13 protein-coding genes are annotated in these 16,574 nt (G+C 49.9%); 10 read left to right on the top strand and 3 right to left on the bottom strand.

All coding sequences use genetic code 11. The annotated features are described in order from the left end of the window. Nucleotides 1-53: 53 nt before the first annotated feature. The 3 genes from Enr17x_RS22090 (at nucleotide 54) to Enr17x_RS22080 (ending at nucleotide 3,440) form a co-directional block, all read left to right on the top strand. Nucleotides 54-959, top strand: coding sequence for a sugar phosphate isomerase/epimerase family protein (locus Enr17x_RS22090; RefSeq protein WP_145311862.1), 906 nt, complete (start codon nucleotides 54-56; stop codon nucleotides 957-959). 147 nt (nucleotides 960-1,106) lie between these two features. Beyond that, nucleotides 1,107-2,408: a Gfo/Idh/MocA family protein gene (locus tag Enr17x_RS22085; protein ID WP_145311861.1), complete on the top strand. Its 1,302-nt coding sequence runs from the start codon at nucleotides 1,107-1,109 to the stop codon at nucleotides 2,406-2,408. Nucleotides 2,409-2,543: 135 nt separating this feature from the next. After that, complete coding sequence (locus Enr17x_RS22080) at nucleotides 2,544-3,440, top strand: hypothetical protein (RefSeq protein WP_145311860.1); 897 nt, start codon at nucleotides 2,544-2,546, stop codon at nucleotides 3,438-3,440. Between the two features lie 20 nt (nucleotides 3,441-3,460). Here Enr17x_RS22080 and Enr17x_RS22075 read toward each other — a convergent pair whose 3' ends face one another. After that, nucleotides 3,461-4,909 carry a COG1361 family protein gene (locus tag Enr17x_RS22075; protein WP_145311859.1) on the bottom strand — a complete coding sequence of 483 codons (1,449 nt, stop codon included), beginning with the start codon at nucleotides 4,907-4,909 and terminating at the stop codon, nucleotides 3,461-3,463. Between the two features lie 459 nt (nucleotides 4,910-5,368). Here Enr17x_RS22075 and Enr17x_RS22070 point away from each other — a divergent pair, with 459 nt between their 5' ends. From Enr17x_RS22070 to Enr17x_RS22050, 5 genes are all read left to right on the top strand, one after another. Continuing rightward, nucleotides 5,369-6,448, top strand: coding sequence for an ATP-grasp domain-containing protein (locus Enr17x_RS22070; RefSeq protein ID WP_145311858.1), 1,080 nt, complete (start codon nucleotides 5,369-5,371; stop codon nucleotides 6,446-6,448). A gap of 2 nt (nucleotides 6,449-6,450) precedes the next feature. Further along, nucleotides 6,451-7,470: a hydantoinase/oxoprolinase family protein gene (locus Enr17x_RS22065; RefSeq protein ID WP_145311857.1), complete on the top strand. Its 1,020-nt coding sequence runs from the start codon at nucleotides 6,451-6,453 to the stop codon at nucleotides 7,468-7,470. Nucleotides 7,471-7,818: 348 nt separating this feature from the next. Further along, the gene (glmS, locus tag Enr17x_RS22060) at nucleotides 7,819-9,681 is read left to right on the top strand and encodes a glutamine--fructose-6-phosphate transaminase (isomerizing) (protein WP_145311856.1); all 1,863 of its coding nucleotides are present in this window, start codon (nucleotides 7,819-7,821) and stop codon (nucleotides 9,679-9,681) included. A 330-nt stretch (nucleotides 9,682-10,011) separates the two neighbouring features. Beyond that, the gene (ispH, locus tag Enr17x_RS22055) at nucleotides 10,012-10,947 is read left to right on the top strand and encodes a 4-hydroxy-3-methylbut-2-enyl diphosphate reductase (protein WP_145311855.1); all 936 of its coding nucleotides are present in this window, start codon (nucleotides 10,012-10,014) and stop codon (nucleotides 10,945-10,947) included. Nucleotides 10,948-11,089: 142 nt separating this feature from the next. Then, nucleotides 11,090-11,926 carry a DUF3467 domain-containing protein gene (locus Enr17x_RS22050; protein WP_198000734.1) on the top strand — a complete coding sequence of 279 codons (837 nt, stop codon included), beginning with the start codon at nucleotides 11,090-11,092 and terminating at the stop codon, nucleotides 11,924-11,926. A 13-nt stretch (nucleotides 11,927-11,939) separates the two neighbouring features. On the opposite strand, the gene Enr17x_RS22045 is transcribed toward Enr17x_RS22050, so the two are convergent. Together Enr17x_RS22045 and Enr17x_RS22040 are read right to left on the bottom strand one after the other, a co-directional pair. Continuing rightward, nucleotides 11,940-12,452 carry a DinB family protein gene (locus Enr17x_RS22045; protein WP_145311854.1) on the bottom strand — a complete coding sequence of 171 codons (513 nt, stop codon included), beginning with the start codon at nucleotides 12,450-12,452 and terminating at the stop codon, nucleotides 11,940-11,942. Nucleotides 12,453-12,639: 187 nt separating this feature from the next. Then, nucleotides 12,640-13,743 carry a glycosyltransferase gene (locus Enr17x_RS22040; RefSeq protein WP_145311853.1) on the bottom strand — a complete coding sequence of 368 codons (1,104 nt, stop codon included), beginning with the start codon at nucleotides 13,741-13,743 and terminating at the stop codon, nucleotides 12,640-12,642. A gap of 449 nt (nucleotides 13,744-14,192) precedes the next feature. On the opposite strand from Enr17x_RS22040, the gene Enr17x_RS22035 reads away from it, so the two are divergent. Together Enr17x_RS22035 and Enr17x_RS22030 are read left to right on the top strand one after the other, a co-directional pair. After that, entirely contained in the window at nucleotides 14,193-15,500 is a 1,308-nt protein-coding gene (locus Enr17x_RS22035) for a CpaF family protein (RefSeq protein ID WP_145311852.1), read from the top strand. A gap of 68 nt (nucleotides 15,501-15,568) precedes the next feature. Then, entirely contained in the window at nucleotides 15,569-16,540 is a 972-nt protein-coding gene (locus Enr17x_RS22030; RefSeq protein WP_145311851.1) for a type II secretion system F family protein, read from the top strand. Nucleotides 16,541-16,574 lie beyond the last annotated feature (34 nt).

Genomic DNA, 16,574 nt, shown 5'->3' with positions numbered 1-16,574 from the left:
ACATGAGCATGTATTGATCAAAGGTCAGGGGAATTAAGAACAGGAACAGCCATATGCCGGATCAAGGTCAGAGATTTATTGATTTACAGAATCAGAGTTCGCGCCGGACCTTTCTGCAACAGGCGTCTGCGTCGCTGGTGGCAGGCAGTCTGCTTTCACCGCTGACGGCGAGTGCATCGGGAACATCAAAGGCCAAGCCACTTTCCAAAATTAAAAAAGCGGTCAAGTATCAGATGATTACGGAAAAGGTTCCGGTGCTTGACAAATTTAAAATGCTCAAGGATGCAGGCTTCGCAGGCACGGAAATTCATTATCGCACCAAGGTTGATCCGAAAGAAGTTCGTAAAGCCAGTGATGCGACGGGAGTGCAAGTGCATGGCTTTTTAAACAGCAGTCGCGATGAATTGAAAGATTCCATTGATCAGGCAAAATATTATGGCGGCACCAGCGTTCTGGTGGTCGCAGGCCGCGTCGATCAGGACAATCCATATGATGTCGTCTATCAACAGCAGCAGGCCAAGCTCCGCAAAAATCTGCCTTATGCAGAGAAGCAGGGAATCAAACTACTGGTCGAAAATGTGTGGAATAATTTTCTGTTGAGCCCGCTTGAGATGGCGCGGTTTATTGATGAACTGGAGAGCCCGGCGGCGGGGGTTTATTTTGATGTTGGAAATGTGGTCCGTTTCGGCTGGCCCGATCAGTGGATTCGCATTCTGGGACCGCGGATTGTGAAACTCGACATTAAAGAATACAGTCGCAAAAAACAGAAGGACGAAGGCCTCTGGAAAGGCTTCCAGGTCGAAATTACAGAAGGTGACTGTAACTGGCCGGAAGTGCGTAAAGCGTTACAGGACATCGGCTATACGCAAGGCTGGGCGACTGCAGAAGTCAAAGGGGGCGACCGTCAAAGATTACAGGATATTTCGGAACGCATGGATCGTGCGCTTGATCTTGCCTGAACCAGCGTTGATAATAAATTAAGATCATTAAGAAGTGGAGCTTCTGATGATTGTCCTCAAACATCCTACCTGTAGCGAACTTGATTGAACAAGCTCGCCTGATCCAGAGACATAGTATCTGATTAATTCTGAATGAAAGGTTTTCTCATGCCCGAAAACGCCTCTGAACAACAGCCGTCTCAAGGACGTCGCAAATTTATGAAACAATCTCTGGCGACGCTCGCGACTTCCGGGCTCGTGGTGAACCCTGCGTTAACCTCAGGCGCGTTCGCTGCCAGTACCGAATTGATCAAGGTCGGTCTGGTAGGTTGTGGCGGGCGGGGAACCGGTGCCGCCGCTCAAACTTTGCGGGCTGACCCCAATGTGGAGCTGGTTGCGCTGGCAGACGCGTTTGGTGATCAACTGGAGCAGAGCTATCAGAATCTGAAGAAGACTGAAGTTCAAGACCGTGTGAAGGTCGATGCCGATCATAAATTTGTGGGCTTCGACGCGTATCAGAGGCTGATCGATTCTGGCGTGGATCTGGTCTTGCTGGCAACACCCCCGCATTTCCGCCCGCAACACTTGAAGGCCTGTATTGATGCCAACAAACATGTCTTTTGTGAAAAACCAGTCGCCGTGGATGGGCCTGGAATTCGCTCCGTTTTGAAAACCACCAAAGAAGCCAAACAGAAGAATCTGACGATTGTTTCCGGCTTATGCTGGCGGTATGAAACCGGTATGCAGGAAATGGTCGACAAAATTCATAGTGGCGGTATTGGCGATATTATCTCGCTACAAAGTGTTCGCTTCCTGGGGGGCGTCGCTAAAATGGCGAAACGCAAACCGGAATGGTCGGACATGGAATACCAGATGCGGAACTGGTATTACCATACCTGGCTGTCCGGCGATTTCAACACCGAACAATTCGTGCATGAATTGGATAAACAATCCTGGGTGATGGGTGAGTATCCCGTTCGTTGCTACAGCACCGGCGGTCGTCAAACGCGCATCGCCCCTGAGTATGGTCACATTTATGATCACTTCAGCACGGTCTACGAATATGCGAATGGCGTCAAGTTTCTGGCGACCACGCGGCATCAGCCTGGCTGCAGCTCGATGTTTGTGGATACGGTCTCAGGGACGGATGGGACAGCGACTTTGATGAAATATCAGATCGAAGGCAAAAATCCCTGGAAGGGGGCTCGCCGTCGTACCAATATGCATCAGTTGGAACACAACGAAATGTATAAGGCATTACGCAATGGTGATGTTATTAACAACGGCGAATACATGGCAAATAGCTCGATGATGGGAATCATCGCCCGCATGTCGGCTTATACAGGTAAGACTCTCACCTGGGAACAGGCGATGAATTCGAAAGAAGATCTCTCTCCCGAGAAATACGACATGGCGATGTCGTTGCCCGAACCGAAAGTGGCGATGCCCGGCATCACTCCGTTTGTGTAAGCGGGTTGGAAAAGAAAAAATTGGATAGAAAAAACAACCGGCGTGTTTCATGCATTCCGGTTGTTTTTCTTTGCGCATTTGAACATGATTGAAACAATCACTGATAATCAAAACTAATTTGTATCGGAGGAAGTGATGAAGTCGCTCGCTTATTCGCTTTTGCTGTTGGGAGTTGTGGTTGGTGCCAGCTTGATGCAGGTGGAGTCTCGTCTATGGGCAGCTGAAAAATTGGCAGAGAAGACGAAACCCAAACTGACTCTCTCGCGCGAAAAGAACATGCTGACGATTCACGGCGATCATATTCCCGGCGGAACCATTCCGATTAATTATCTGGAAGCGTACTGCCGTGCAAATTCAACCGATGCGGACTGGGGTAAGCATACGGTCGTGAAACATGAAACGCAGACTCTGTCCATGAATGACGATCAGACGGTACTCAAACTGAAGTGTACCGTTGCGGATGGTGTCACGGTGCATCACACGATCACTGCGAAGGATGACGAGGTTGATTTTCATCTCGTGGCTCACAATCCCACCAAGCGTCGTTCAGAAGTCCATTGGGCGCAGCCTTGTATTCGTGTGGGTGATTTCACTGGCCTGGGTAAGGCGACAACGGACGACAAGTATGCTTATGTCAAAAAGTCATTCATCTTTCTGGATGGGAAACTGGCGATGATGCCCACCCGGAACTGGGCGATGAAAGCACGTTACATTCCGGGGCAGGTCTGGTGTCCGAAGAATGTCCCCCGGACGGATGTGAATCCCAGACCGCTCAGTAAGGAAGTTCCCAGCAATGGATTGATCGGTTGTTATAGTGCTGATAAAAGCTTGATCTTTGCGACAGCGTTTGAGCCGTATCAGGAACTGTTTCAAGGCGTGATTCGTTGTCTGCATGCTGATTTTCGGCTCGGCGGTTTACAGCCGGGAGAAACAAAAACCATTCGAGGCAAGATTTATATTGTGCCCGCAGATAGGGACGCGCTGCTGAAACGGTATGAGCAAGATTTTCCAGAACATGTGAAAAAGCATTGAGGAAACGGTTTTGATATGTCTTAGCGATTGACGGTGGTGATTTCGCTGACACTGGTATCGAGTTTATCGGTGTCGGCGCCCGAGATCGTGACGACGAATTCTTCATCGCCCGAACCGATGGCTTTGACCAGAATGGTATACCGCAGGAAGGCGTCTGCCGGCAGTTCCTGGATGGGGGAGACGGTTAAAATATTCTGATTCACCTGGGGGCGAACGCTGAGTTTCTGATTTCCCTGGTAGGCTTCGACAGAAACGACGCGGAACATGCGTGGGATTTTCGCCTGCAGTGAAATATCTTTCGCTGGTTGCAGTCCCCGGTTTTCGATGCTGACTTCATAGGTCGTCTCTTCGCCGCGGGCGATGGGGTCTTTCGTATCGCGGACCTGAACATCAAGGACGCCAGTTGCTGGCGTGACTTTCAAACAGGCGGAGACCAGTTCATTGGGGAGTTCGGGGCTGGTCACATTCACCCTTAAACAGGCATGTTCGGCGGCGACTTCACACTCGAATTCGACCTGCAGCTGAACGCCTTCCCCCTTGCGGACGGTATCCAGTTCCCATTTCAACTTCCCGGTTTCGCGTTCTGAACCGATGGAGGCTTCGCGGGGAATCAACACGGGATCGTAGGAGATGGTGACCTGGATGTCGTTTAAATCGACGTCAGAGACGTTTGACAGTTTGACGATATACTCGGCACGGCTGCCAATGGTTCTCACTGAAGGGCCAATGACAGACAGGTCCAGTTGTTTCTTCTCATATTCCACACAGACTGATTTCCAGACGAGTTCTTCGCCGTCTGCAATCGCTCGGAATCGGCAGCAGTGATTGCCGAGCGTATCGCTGTAGAGTGTGAGAGAAATTTCCTTGGACTCGCCCGGCTGCAGCGTTCCCAGGCGTTGTCCGATTTTCTTTTCACGTCTTCCGGGAAAAAGCAGTGCCGTATCGAATTCGCATTGCATGAGCACGTTTCTGACTGAGCGATCACTGACGTTTTTGATGATCAGGTAGAACGTGGCTCCGCTACCCAGTTGTCGTTTGGGAATGACTTCGACGCTCATTTCCAATGGACCAGATGCGGAAGGGGGAGTCATCATCGGGCCGGACGGGCGCTTCGGGACTGACTTCGGCTGCATGCGACTTTGCACGTCGGGCACCTTTAGACGTGGTTGCGGCTTGATCTCTTCGGGCAGATCTTGCGGCTGTGGCAGCTGTTTGCGGTCTAAGGATTCCGGGACAGCAAATAGATCTTCTTGAGGTTGGGAGGTTGCCGGTTGTCTTTGTGGAATGGTTTTCGGGGCAACGCGTTGCGTTTCTCGCGGTTTTGACTGCGGAGTCTGTGTGTTCGTCGGGCTCTGCAAAGATTGATTCTGAGGATTCAATGGCGGTGGGTCGGTCAGTTTCCAGGTCGAACGCGAACCGGGCGCAAGGGCAGAGCAAGCTGTGACTGCCAGGGTCAGCAGTAACAACATGACTGAAACAGATCTTGAAAATGGCCGAATCCCACTGCCCGGCATGGATTATCCTCTATCATAAAAAGAAACAAACTCTCACTTAATTTTATCACGCAAACTTGAGTGCTACAGGAAAAGAAAACATCAAATTTTTAAATAGTAAGAGCGGTAGCCTGAATTCAATGCGCGTGTTTTTATAGGTTTGTCGTTGTTTCACAAACGATCAAAATCGATCAATTACAGGGCCTGAATCTCTGTAATAATCGCTACTGTTTTGTTTAAACAGGCTCTATACAGAAAACGTGCCGAATTCAGCGAGTTGTGGTGTTGTATCAATTAACAAACCGCAGGGGAGTCTCTAGACTGAGTTGTCTGAAATCATTGTCAGGGGGGCGATGATCATGCCGAATATAATACCCGTCATTGCGACTCCAGAGCGGAATATGGTTCTGAAAATGCGATGAATAAGGAACGATATTGAACGTATTTGTATCGGAATATCTCTGTAGCGGAGCCTGTGATCTCTCTCAGGAGGATGCGTCCCTGTTAACCGAAGGGACTGCAATGCTGGACGCCGTCGTGACCGATCTACTGGCGATTCCAGACTGTACTGTGACGGTGTGTGTGCAGGAGTCTCTGCCATTAGTGAGTGATGTCTTTCAGCAGGCAGAACATTCACAGCGTTTACAGATTGTTCGCGTCACAAAGCCGGAGCAAGAACAGGCAGACTTTGACCGTGCCTGTCAGAATGCGGATGTGGTCTGGGTGATTGCGCCGGAATTTGATTCATTGCTAGTCTCACGAACCGAGCGGGCGTTGCAGTCAGATGCACGCGTTGTGGGGCCGGATTTAGATGCGATTCAGTTGACCGCCGACAAGTGGAGACTATTTGAGTTTCTGAGTGAACGGGAGCTGCCCACAATTCCGACGGTGTTGATGCAGGACGAACTGACCGCGTCTGAAGCTGCTTTTCCCTGTCTGATCAAACATCGATTTGGCGCAGGCGGGCAGGGTTTGGAGTTTCTGACGAAAGCTGAGGACTGGTTGAAGAGACGCCCTGCCTTTGGAGAACAGCGTTCTGACTATATCATGCAGCCGTTTCTTGCCGGCAGATCGTTTTCTACGGTGGTTCTGGCAGATATAGCGCGGAGAGAGATTTTTCCACCTGGCGAACAGCGGATCAACTGGGAGCCGAACTTTGCATACCAGGGAGGCGCGATTCCAGTAAAGCTGGAGCCTGATGTTGTCGATTCGATTCACAAACTGATTTCTCGCGTCTGCGAACAGCTGCCGGGACTTGTGGGATATGTGGGCTTTGATATTCTGTTACCTGACGCTGATCCAAAGAAGCCGTTGATTGTGGAGATCAACCCGCGACTGACGACCAGCTATGTGGGCTATCGTCAATTGACTCTGGATAATCTGGCGGAGCGGATCGTCCACGGAAACGCCGGTTTTCCCTCACTGAAGTGGGAGTTGGAACGTGATATTCAGTTTCTGCCGGATGGCAGTGTGTTCTTGAACCAATCGCGAAGTCTGAAAGAAAAGAAACATTAACCATGTATGTGATTGGTCTGGATATTGGCGGTGCAAATCTCAAGTCGGCGGACTGTGATGGGCGTGCGAACGCGGTTTCATTTGAACTCTGGAAGACACCGGAACTGTTACTGCAGGCAGTCCAGGAGTTGTTGTCTGTGTATCAGAGCCCTGATCTGGTGGCGGTGACGATGACGGGGGAGCTGGCAGACTGTTTTTCAACCAAGGCGGCTGGGGTGGAACAGATTCTGGTGGCCGTGCAACGGGCAGTGGTTCCGGCACCTGTTGTTGTCTGGCAGACCGGGGCCGAATTCTTGACGACCGATCTTGCTCGCGAATTTCCCTTACTGGTTGCGGCTGCGAACTGGCATGCACTGGCGACCTGGCTGGGGCGGATGATTCCGGATGAGAACGGGATTCTGATCGACATCGGTTCGACGACCACGGATATTATTCCACTGGAAAATGGATTTCCTGTGCCGGATGGGCTGACCGACGTTGAACGGTTGCTCTCAGGCGAACTGGTTTATACGGGGGGACGGAGGACTCCACTGGCAATGATCGCACAGAGGGTTCCACTGCGCGGGCAAGAGTGTCCATTGGCGGCAGAATGTTTTGGGACCTCGTTGGACCTCTATCTGATGCTGGAATCGCTGGAAGAGAACCCGGAAGATGTAGATACCGCCAATGGGAAGCCTGCGCTGCGGGAAGATGCCTATGACCGAATCGCCCGCTCTGTCTGTTGTGATACAACGGAAATAACGGAAGAGGAGGCGGTAACCATTGCTGAGTTCCTGGCGAATCAGCAGCAGACACAGATTTCAGAGGCCATCGATCAGGTTCTGGAACGAATGGCCGCGCCGCCGACGGCGGTTTTAATCAGTGGAAGTGCCGTTTTTCTGGCAAAGAAAGTGGTACAGGCGCACTCGAAATTGAGCCAGATTTCGGTCACAAATGTCGCAGAAATCTTTGATGGGGCGATTTCTGAATCTGCGTGTGCGTACGCCGTGGCACGTCTCGCGGCAGAACGGATTCGATTCTGACGTTCTCCGGAAGTCTCTCGGACGTGAATTTGCGAAACCAACGTTAATATCTTAGGTTAGTAAGTTAAGTAAATAGATTGACTTACGTCTTTTTGAGTAGTGCCGTTATTAGCACAGTGTTCACATGAATTATCGTTAAGAGTGGTTGACTCATTTTTCCTACTTGTGGTATGGTTCCGGGCCTGTGAGCACTGATTGGCGTTCGATTTGAGCCCACCCCTATTCCCCTCTGCGATTTCTTTGTCTGCCTTAACTTCAAGGATGAAGGGCGTCCCAATTTCCTTTGGGGATTTGACTGCAAAATACAAGCAAAATTACTTCCCTCATTCAGCGACGGAGCGCGAAAATATGTGTGGAATTGTCGGATATATCGGACATCGTGAAGCCGGGCCGTTGTTGATCAAAGGTCTGCAGAAACTGGAATACCGTGGTTACGACAGTGCCGGGGTTGCCATTCATGATGGATCGTCGATACACATTCGTAAGAAAAAAGGCCGTGTCGCTGAGATGGCCGCACAATACAAGGCGAATCCTGCTGAGGGAACCCTGGGGATCGGGCATACGCGGTGGGCGACTCATGGGGAAACCAACGATCAAAACTCCCACCCCCATGTCGGCGGTAATGGTGATGTGGTGCTGGTACACAACGGAGTGATTGAAAATTACAGCTCACTTCGTGCACAACTACAGGGGCTGGGTTATGTCTTTCGTACAACGACGGACACCGAAACCGTGGCCCATCTGTTATCGCATCATCTGGAAGAGCAGATCAAGCTGGGGTCCGAGCCGGGTGAACTCCCTACGTATTTGAAAGCAGTCGAGAATACACTGACCAAATTAAAAGGGACTTACGGGCTGGTGATTCTGTTTCAGGATCTGCCCGATGTGATGATTGCGGCCCGTCTGGGAAGTCCCCTGGTGATTGGTGTCGGTAAAGACGAATATTTTATCGCCAGTGATGCCACTCCGCTGGCGGGATATACGGATGAAGTGATTTATCTGTCTGATCATGAACTGGCGGTTCTCACGCGAGATGAAGTCGAAATCTTTCATCGGGATGAAGGTCAACAGAAGCTTTCGATTCAAACACTGGATCAGGTCAGCGTCGATTCTGATCTGGGGGATTACGAACATTACATGCTGAAAGAAATCTTCGAGCAGCCCCAGACGCTGGAAAATGCAATGCGGGGCCGAATTGACGAAGATGAAGCGACGGCGAAATTTGGCGGATTGAATCTGACTGCTCAGCAGCTACGAAAAATTGACCGTGTCGTTTTAACGGCCTGCGGTACCAGTTGGCATTCGGGGCTGGTGGGTGAATATCTGTTGGAAGAATTCGCGCGGATTCCCACGGAAGTGGAGTATGCCAGCGAACTGCGTTATCGAAATCCGCCGATTTCCAACAGTACAATGATTTTCGCGATCACCCAGAGTGGTGAGACAGCAGATACATTGGCTGCGATGCGGGAGTGCAAACGCAAAGGGCATCCCACGCTGGCGATTTGTAATGTAGTCGGTTCCACCATTGCCCGTGAAGCGGATGGCGGTATCTATCTGCACGCCGGACCCGAAGTGGGAGTGGCTTCAACGAAAGCATTCACATCCCAGGTGATGGTGTTGATTCAACTGGCACTGTTTCTGGGACGGATGCGACATCTGTCTTATCCGGCAGGGCGGCGGATTATCGATTCGCTGCATAAGATTCCGGACCAGATCCGCAAGTGTCTCGAGTGTAATGAGCTGGTCAAAGATATTGCGATGAAGTATTGCAATTTCAATAACTTCCTCTATCTGGGACGGCTGTATAATTTCCCCGCCGCTCTGGAAGGTGCGTTGAAGCTGAAAGAGATCAGCTATATTCATGCGGAAGGATATCCGGCGGCCGAGATGAAACATGGGCCGATTGCACTGGTGGATGAAGAGACGCCGAGCGTATTTGTGGTTCCTCGTGGCCAGATCTATCCCAAAGTGATGAGTAACCTGGAAGAGGTCAAAGCACGCAAAGGACCGGTGATCGCGATTGCCTGTGAAGGGGACAAAAAAATTGCGGACATCGCCGACGATGTGATCTACGTTCCTGATGTGGATGATTTTCTACAGCCTCTGGTGACGGCGATTCCGTTGCAGTTACTGTCGTATCACATCGCCGTTCAACGGGGGTGTAACGTGGATCGTCCTCGCAATCTGGCGAAGAGTGTGACAGTCGAATAGTCCATCACAGAGAAACTTACACTGTCGGGCTATGGTGTCTCACGTTTCGGCAGGGCAGACCTGATCCTCTCAATCTGTGGAAATCGCTGGGAATTTCGATAAAAGTCTCGAAATCGTGCCGTTCCTTGTCGGAAAGTCGGAAAATTGAACTTTCCGGATTTGGTTTCGTTCCGTATTCGGCATAGAATACTTTCTGAGGCAGCGCTTGTGGCAGTTTGCGCGCAGGTGGTTGTGTGCCTTTGATTCGATATCTTGAAATATCAGGTTCTCCTGATGTATCCCCACGGCAGGAACAGAGGATTTTGTTTCTGTTGAACTGGAAAAAATCTAATGAAAGTAATTCTGGCAAATCCCCGCGGTTTTTGTGCGGGTGTGAATATGGCGATTGAGTGTCTGGAAGAAGTCATTCAAATTTTTGGCAGTTCCATTTATGTTTATCACGAAATTGTGCATAACAAATATGTGGTCAATCGTTTTACTGAGATGGGAGTCACGTTTGTTGATGCGGTGAGCGAAGTTCCGGAAAATTCGATTCTGGTCTTCAGTGCGCATGGTGTTTCTCCGCAGATTCGTCAACAGGCCCGCGAACGAAACATTCGCACGATCGATGCCACTTGCCCACTGGTAACCAAAGTGCATACCGAAGCGATCAAATATGCAGAGGCAGGATACAATATCATTTTGATCGGTCATGAAGGGCACGATGAAGTGATTGGCACGATGGGGGAAGCCCCGGAAAGTATCACATTGATTGAGACTCCCGAAGAAGTCGCTGCTCTGGAGTTTCCGCAAGAGGCAAAGCTGGCCTATCTGACGCAAACGACATTGAGTGTGGATGAAGCAGGGCAGGTGATTCAAAGTCTTAAGGCGAAATATCCTCAGATTGAAAGCCCTCCCAAAGAAGATATCTGTTATGCAACGACGAATCGGCAGGCCGCAGTTTCCGAGCTCGTGGTACAGGCCGATCTGGTGCTGGTACTCGGCAGTCAGAACAGTTCCAACAGTAAGCGGTTGATGGAGATTGGTAAGTCGGCTAATAAGCCCTCCTATCTGGTTGATGGTGTGCATGAGCTGTTGCCGGAATGGCTTGATGGCTGTGAGACAGTGTTGATTACAGCCGGTGCGAGTGCTCCGGAAGTGGTCGTGGATGAAATGATTCAATATCTGCAAGATCAGTATCAGGCTGAAGTGGAGAACGCGGTGGTTCGTAAAGAGTCGGTTCGTTTCCCGCTTCCCAAAGAATTGCGGATACTTCAATCGAAATAAACGCGGGTCCTGGCAAGGATCCTTGGCAGAAGTTTACGTAGAGTCTCGAAGAAGTACATAATAAATGATGATGTAAATCGCGGTCGAACCGACTGTGAATATGAAGTGACCTGAGAATTCTGAAAGAAATGAAACAGCCAACATGAGCGACGATTTGACACCAGCAGAGAATAACGATGGCAGTTCCGATGAAAACAATCAGGAGCGACATACACAGGAAATCAGACACTCTCAAGTCAGTGCGCGCGTGCCGGAAGGCGTTTCGCGCGGTGTCTTCAGTACCGGGGCCGTCGTGTTGCAGGGCGGACACGAGTTTATTCTCGATTTCCTGCTACGAATTTCGACTCCCCAGCAGGTTGTTGCACGTGTGGTTCTGCCGCTCGGCGTAGTGCCCCAGATGATTCGTGCATTGAGAGACAATTTGAATAATTATGAAAAACGCTTTGGAACGCCCACGATTCCCACGCCGCTGCCTCCGCAGGTAACCAGTTCTGCTGATTCGATCAATGTCGGGCCCGGGATGGAAACGCCGGCTTCCAAAGAGCCAACGCCGCCCGTTTCTGATGCGGTTTCCGGCGCTTCGGCGAGTGGCATGGGGGCTGTTGGTGAAACGATGACGCCAGAATCGGGCGAGGAACAACAATCGAATCCGGCAACAGTCAATAAACCTGTTGAAGCGGGACAGAAACCGCCTTCTGCAGAAGAATTGTATGATGAATTGAAACTGCCTGATGAAATGTTGAGTGGAGATTATGCGAATGCCGTTCGGATCGGGCATTCAGCGACCGAATTTTCCTTTGATTTCATCACGACGTTTTTTCCACGCTCCTGTGTATCCGCACGTGTGCACATGGCGGCACCCAATATTCCCCGCCTGCTCGATTCGTTGACTCATTCGTTTGAGCAGTTTCAGAGAAAAGTGGCCCAGCAGCAAAAACGCCAGCCACCACAACAGGGCGATCAGCCGGGCAATTTATAGTCCCGCTTGCCTTTCACAATTCCTGTTGTTCATCACCCGAAGGGCCGTACAATCCGGGTACGGGGATGTCGTTGAGACGCAAATAACTGCAAAGATATGCGCGGTGGTGGATTGTATGGTTGAGCACCCAGGTACGAATCACTGCCAGTTTGGGCATCGTAAATAACGGTTCTCCGGCATTGAGAAGTGACCAGGGTTTTCCAAATTCCTCATCGGGCGTTTGTTGAATCAACTGTTTGGATTCCTCCACATACTTATCGAACTGGTCAAGAATCTCCTGCGTGGTATTCAATTGCGGTGGCTTATATGCCTCACAGTCTTTTGGATTAATGTCAAACGAATCGTGAGCAAGAATGCTCGCAGTCCAACTTGCAATTTCTGTCAGGTGTTTCGCAACCCAGCCGATGGTGTTCGATTTGGAGTGAGCCTTCCAGTCCAGTTTGTCATCGGGAATGCGTTCGAGCACTTTGCGGGTGCCTGCCATTTCGATTTCAAATTCGGGCAGAATTGATTCGGCAATTGTCATGAGGGGATCCTGTATTTTATAGATTGGGAGTAAATTAAGAGAAACAGTTGCTCACAAACAGAAGCAAACTTGAATCCGCTTGCGATGCGTAGCAGGCCTATTTTAGTGATACTCTCAATTAGAAGTCCAGAGGCGATTTTTTTTCGGCTCGGAACTTCATTCGAATTTCACTGAGAATTCAAGTGCATCACACTTCATCGCTGACTGGTTTTTGTTTTGCGAAAACAAAATAGCGGCAGAGAATAAAGTTGAAGGCCATGCCTGTCAGAATGCCGATGAATGCGGCGAGGAGCGTTCGTTGATCAAAATAATCGAACGTACGGCAGAGTGTCTCTGCGGTCAGCCCATTGAAGAAAGCACCAGTTAGACAACTGCCGCAGTACTGAAGGTATTGCTTCAAAATTGGCGAGTGTTTTGCGTAAGAAAACGTGATGTTTCGATTGAGCAGGAAATTCGTGCTCATGGAAATCCAGATGGCAACTCCGATGGCGACTGGCCTGATCAGCCAGTGTAACAGTACCGAAAGTGATGCTAAATTGATGAAAACGCCTGAGAGACCGATGATGGCGAATTGAACGAAGTATGCATAGTTTCTATATTTAAATTCTGCCAAACGCTTGAGGTGTCTCAGATAACTCAGTTGCTCTTTGAACGAAAGTTTGCTGGTTCCCAGTGTACGGTCGGCAAAATGAATGGGAACTTCCACAACACGACGACAGCGACACTTCACTAATAATTCCAGGCCGATTTTATATCCCACCGGATTGAGGATCTCGCGTACTTTCAAAAAATGGTGACGCGAGATTCCAAAGAATCCAGCCATCGGGTCTTTGACGTTTGTGAAAGGACGTGCCAGCCAGGTGGCGATGCGGGAGTTCAGTTTTCGAAACCAGCCCCATTTTTCTTCAGTCGAACCACCGTTGATATAGCGACTGCCAATGACAAAATCGGCACCTTGATTTTTTAAAGCAGCATAGAGATCGGGAATGGTTTCCGGGGGATGCGACAGGTCGGCATCCATGACCAGCAGAAATTCACCCGCTGCCGAGTCCATGCCGGCGATGACGGCAGTAGAGAGCCCCCGTTCCTGTTTGCGGGTGATTAAGTGAATTGGAAATGATTCCGACAATGTCTGGCAGACGGCAATAGTATCGTCGGGGCTGTTGTCATCGACCACGATAATTTCAGCTGTGATGTCAGAACCCACAAGAACCTGACTGATGCGGGGGATCAGGTTCTTAAGATTTTCGGCTTCACAATAAGTAGGGACAATAATTGATAATTTCGGCAATGTTCTGACTTTTCAGGCTTGTAACGGTTGTTTGGTCTGGTGCCTCTGCTGCGAACTTTCAGAGGATGCATGCTTCAGGTGAGGTAAGACCGATTTTCCACTCTCTGCTAAGTCAAAATCCACTGTACTGTGTTAAGAAACGCCTGGTTTTCTCATTCCAGAACATGTCTGGGATGGTGACAGGTTCAATCATTGAGTTCCCTAGATTGGTTATGATCCTCAGAGTCGTCGTGATCGGCGCGATGGTGGAGGTTTCGCTGGTTTCCTGATGCTGTTTTTTTGCATCATTTTTACTCTTCAGGCGACTTGCAACTGATTTGTGAACTAGATTTATAGTGAAAAAACCTGGTTTGAATTTTCTGGAAGAGAAGCGACGCGTCTGGAGTGAATTGAAGACGGTCACGACAGGTTTTCAAAATCGTACAACAAGTTAAAGGAGTTATGAGCACATGGCTGGCCCTGGCCTTTCCAATCCTGATCCCAATATGGCATTTGATGACCTGAAGCGACTCATTCATGGCAAGCTGGTTGAAAAACTGGATTTGTCCAGGGTGGGTGATTTGGAAGGTGATTCACTGCGGCGTGAAATCCGTCTGGTGATTGAGCATTTATGTGATACGGAAAATCCTCTGCTGAACCGTTCGGAACGGGAACGATTGATCGAGGAAATTCTGGATGAAACATTCGGCTTCGGGCCGTTAGAGCTGTTGCTTAAAGATCAGGATATCGCTGATATCATGATCAACGGCCCCAAGCATGTATTTGTTGAAAAGAACGGGCGGATTGAACGTTCGCCTGTGATGTTTCGAGACAATCAGCATTTGTTGCAGATTCTGGACCGGATTGTGTCCAAAGTAGGGCGTCGTGTCGATGAAACGTCTCCGCTGGTCGACGCACGCTTGCCCGATGGTTCACGTTTGAACGCGGTCATTCCGCCACTGGCTCTGGACGGGCCATCGCTTACGATTCGTAAATTCGGTTCGAATCCACTGGGGCTGGAAGACCTGTTGCGGTTTGGTGCATTTACACCGGAAATTGCCATGTTGCTCGAAGGTTCAATCAAGGCACGCATCAATACCATTATCAGTGGCGGTACCGGTTCTGGTAAAACAACACTGTTGAATACACTTTCCGGCTTCATTCAAACCGATCATCGTGTGATCACAATTGAAGATGCAGCGGAATTGCAGCTGCAGCAGGAACACGTACTGCGACTGGAAACGCGACCGCCGAATATTGAAGGGCGAGGAGCGATTAACGCCACCGACCTGGTGAAGAACGCGTTGCGTATGCGGCCTGACCGGATCATCATCGGGGAATGTCGTGGTGGCGAGTCTTTAGACATGTTACAGGCGATGAATACAGGTCACGAAGGTTCGTTGACGACGATTCACGCCAACTCACCGCGCGACGCCGTTTCCCGTCTGGAAACGATGATCACCATGGGCGGGGTGGAATTGCCTCTGAAAGCGTTGCGGCATCAGTTCGCTTCTGCCGTGGATTTGATTATTCAGGTAAACCGCTTACAGGGGGGGCCTCGTAAAGTGACGCATATCACAGAGGTGCTGAATATGGAACAGGATACCGTGATCATGCAGGATATTTTTCTGTTTGTACAAGATGGAATTGATGCCGACGGCAGGGCCTACGGTCACTTTGAAGCGACCGGTGTGCGTCCTGCGTTTATGGATCGTCTGGAAGCATCGGGCGTTCGACTACCCTCAAACCTGTTTGCAAATCGGGTCTTGCAGGGCTAAGAAACACTGTTGAATTAAAACCAATGAATCAAAAGCAATTGATTTTTAAACGATAAAGGTAATTAGAGATGGATCAAACACTCATCATCTCAATCGCTGCATTTTTCGGTATGATGGCGCTTGTCGGCGGCATCATATTCGTCTTCAGAGACTTTTCTTCCAGTAAAGCCGAAGATCGCCTTGCGGTGATTACGGGGAAAAAGAAGGCGGACGAAGAATCGGCATCGCTCTTGAAAGAGGAATTTGTCAAGGGAGGCTTGAATAGCCTTTCGGATCAGGTGGCACACTTTTTTGAGAAGTTTGGAAATCTCAAGCTGCTGCTGGAACAGGCCGAGGCGCCGTTTAAAGCAGATACGTTTTTATTAATGTCCGGTGTCTCTGCTGCGGCAGGTTTTGCGCTGGCGTGGTTTACGAATGCGCCAGTGCCTTTCTGCCCGGTGGCTGCTTTAGCTACAGGATCACTGCCGTTTATGTGGTTGCTGTTTTGCCGGAATCGACGGTTCAAGAAATTTGCACTGCAACTTCCGGATGCATTGGAACTGGTGGGGCGTGCTTTGCGTTCCGGGCACAGTCTGGCGTCGGGCTTAAGTGTTGTGGTGCAGGAAATGCCAGCGCCGATTTCCACGGAATTCGCACTGGCGTATGAAGAACAGAATCTGGGTGTGCCGATTGATGAAGCACTAAAGAGCATGCTGAAACGAATGCCGAACCTGGACTTGAAGTTTTTCGTGACGGCGGTGGTCATTCAGAGACAGGCAGGGGGGGACCTTGCCGAAATCCTGGACAAAATTGGTCACATTATCCGTCAGCGATTCAAAATTATGGGGCAGGTTCAGGCTTTGACGGGGGAAGGCCGTATCAGTGGCGTCGTGTTGATGGCTTTACCGATTGCGCTGTTTTTTGCTGTCTATTATCTGAACCCGGATTACGTGATGTTGCTGTTTACGGATGAACTGGGGCGAAAAATGATTGCCGGCGGGATCGTGCTGCAGGTTCTCGGTGCCCTGTGGATCAAGAAAATTATCAATATCAAAATTTGAGTCTCAGACCATTTCAAGCACTTGATAACGTATT

Source organism: Gimesia fumaroli (assembly GCF_007754425.1).
Taxonomy (GTDB): Bacteria; Planctomycetota; Planctomycetia; order Planctomycetales; family Planctomycetaceae; genus Gimesia; species Gimesia fumaroli.
The sequence above is the reverse complement of the archived record's forward strand: the minus strand, read 5'-3'. Positions and strand labels throughout refer to the sequence as shown.